3 protein-coding genes are annotated in these 2370 nt (G+C 71.1%); 1 reads left to right on the top strand and 2 read right to left on the bottom strand.

Going from position 1 to position 2370, the window contains the following annotated elements:
- The coding region (locus BZL64_RS22590; RefSeq protein ID WP_208639494.1) for a helix-turn-helix domain-containing protein at positions 1 to 313 on the bottom strand (313 nt) is incomplete at its 3' end.
- Between the two features lie 197 nt (positions 314 to 510).
- Between BZL64_RS22590 and BZL64_RS22585 the strand changes: the two genes are divergently transcribed.
- Positions 511 to 1230, top strand: a complete 720-nt coding sequence (locus tag BZL64_RS22585; protein WP_086771022.1) for a DUF4232 domain-containing protein — start codon at positions 511 to 513, stop codon at positions 1228 to 1230.
- 1 nt (position 1231) lies between these two features.
- Here the strand turns inward: BZL64_RS22585 and hemB are convergent, their stop codons facing one another.
- Positions 1232 to 2224 (bottom strand): porphobilinogen synthase, encoded by a 993-nt coding sequence (hemB, locus tag BZL64_RS22580; RefSeq protein ID WP_086771021.1) that lies wholly within the window; start codon positions 2222 to 2224, stop codon positions 1232 to 1234.
- Positions 2225 to 2370 lie beyond the last annotated feature (146 nt).

The raw sequence follows: 2370 nt of genomic DNA, 5'->3' as shown, positions 1-2370 counted from the left end.
CCTCCTCCGCCGCCGGACCACTCCCCTCCTCCGCCGCCGGACCACTCCCCTTCTTCCCGCGCCCCGCGTCCGCCAGCACCCACCGCCGGTGCAGCTCGACCAGTTCCTCGGGCGAGGCCTTGCACAGCCGGGCGAGCCGCTCGACGGGCGCGTAGTCGGTGGGGACGGCGTCCCCGTTGCAGTAGCGGTGCAGCGTCGACGTACTCATGTGGAGCCGTTTCGCGAGCGTGCCGTAACTGAGCCCGGACCGGTCCTTCAACTCCCGCAGCAGTTCCGCGAACTCGGCCGCAGCCACCGTTCGTCCACCCCCCATGTCCCGTCCCGGCGTTCCAGGGACGGTTTGTTTCCCCAGCTCAGACCCGTCGTGGGCGTTCCAGCGTCCCTGATCGTCCGCCGGTCGTGGCGGCTGGGACGAATCACCCCACAAGCTGTGGCCATCCAAGCACGCCGCTCCCGGCACCCGGTCGAGCGGCATGCGTCAACCAGCCATCTCCATCAGAGGAGTTCACGATGCGTACTCTCCCCACCCGCCGCACCGCCCGCCTGTTCGCCCCGGCGATCGCCGCCCTGGCCGCGCTGTCGCTGACCGCCTGCGAGGACGGGACGGGCACGAAGGACGAGGGCGCGTCGGCCCCGGTGTCCTCGCCGGCCGCCCCGCAGCCCGGGAAGACCGACAGCGGCCGGCCGGCGACCACCACCCCCGCGCCGGACGAGAAGGCCGAGGGAGCCAAGGGAACCGAGGGCAACGACAAGGCGGCCCAGGACGACGCGAACGCGTCCGACTCGGCCGCCGCCCCCGAGAACCGCGTCCTGTGCAACGGCTCGAACACGAAGGTCACCGCCCAGCCGGTCCCCCGCCCGCTGAACCACATGCTGATCACGGTCACCAACACCGGCAGCAAGCTGTGCGACCTGACCTACTACCCGGTGCTCCGCTTCGACGAGATGCAGTGGGCCCCGACGGCCGCGAAGGAGACGCAGCCGCAGGCGGTGACGACGCTCGCGCCCGGCGAGTCCGGCTACGCGGGCGTCCTGCTGGCGGCGGCCGACGGCAGCGGCGACGGCGGCGCGACCGCGAAGAAGCTGACGGTCGCCTTCCAGGGCCGCACCCCGAACAGTGACGGCGGCGCCACGGCGACGCCGCCGCTGCCGGCCAAGGGCGTGTACTACGACAGCTCGCTGACGGTGACGTACTGGCAGCAGAGCATGGACGACGCCCTGGCCTGGTAGGTCAGCGCAGGATCCGGGCCACCTCGGTGGCCCAGTAGGTGAGGATGTTCTGCGCACCGGCCCGCTTGATGCCGGTGAGCGTCTCCAGGATCGCCCGCTCGCGGTCGATCCAGCCCTTCTCGGCGGCGGCCTCGATCATCGAGTACTCGCCGGAGATCTGGTAGGCGGCCACGGGCACGTCCACCGCGTCGGCGACCCGCGCGAGGATGTCGAGGTAGGGCCCGGCGGGCTTGACCATCACCATGTCGGCGCCCTCCTCCAGGTCGAGGGCCAGCTCGCGCATCGACTCCCGCGCGTTGGCGGGGTCCTGCTGGTAGGTCTTGCGGTCCCCCTTCAACGAGGAGCCGACGGCCTCCCGGAAGGGCCCGAAGAAGGCGGAGGAGTACTTGACGGTGTAGGCGAGGACGGCGACGTCCTCGCGCCCGATCTGGTCGAGAGCGTCGCGGACGACCCCGATCTGCCCGTCCATCATCCCGCTGGGACCGACCACATGGGCACCGGCGTCGGCCTGCACCTGAGCCATCTCGGCGTACCGCTCAAGGGTGGCGTCGTTGTCGACACGCCCCTGGGCGTCGAGCACACCGCAGTGCCCGTGATCGGTGAACTCGTCGAGACAGAGGTCGGACATGACGAGCAACTCGTCCCCGACCTCGGCCCGTACGTCCCGCAGCGCGACCTGGAGAATCCCGTCCGGGTCGGTCCCCACGGTCCCGAGGGCGTCCTTCTTGGACTCCTCCGGCACCCCGAAGAGCATGATCCCGGAGACCCCGGCCTCCACCGCCTCCGCGGCGGCCTTCTTCAGACTGTCGCGGGTGTGCTGCACGACCCCGGGCATCGCCCCGATCGGCACCGGCTCACTCACACCCTCGCGCACGAACGCGGGAAGAATGAAGTCGGCCGGATGCAGCCGGGTCTCGGCGACCATCCGCCGCATGACAGGACTGGTCCGCAGCCGCCGAGGACGCGCACCGGGAAACGATCCATACGTAGCCATACCGCCTACGCTACGCCCGCTCCAGCACCCCTTTTGCCGACTCGGAGTCGGCCAGTTCAGCCCGTCCGGCGTTCGAGGACGAGGCGCGAAGCGCCGAAAGGGGGTCTGGGGGCGCAGCCCCCAGGGACGGGACGGGAAGGGGCGGC

This window comes from Streptomyces bobili (genome assembly GCF_002154575.1).
GTDB classification, from domain to species: Bacteria; Actinomycetota; Actinomycetes; order Streptomycetales; family Streptomycetaceae; genus Streptomyces; species Streptomyces bobili.
Note: the sequence above shows the minus strand (reverse complement) of the source record. Positions and strands in the feature narration are given on the sequence as shown.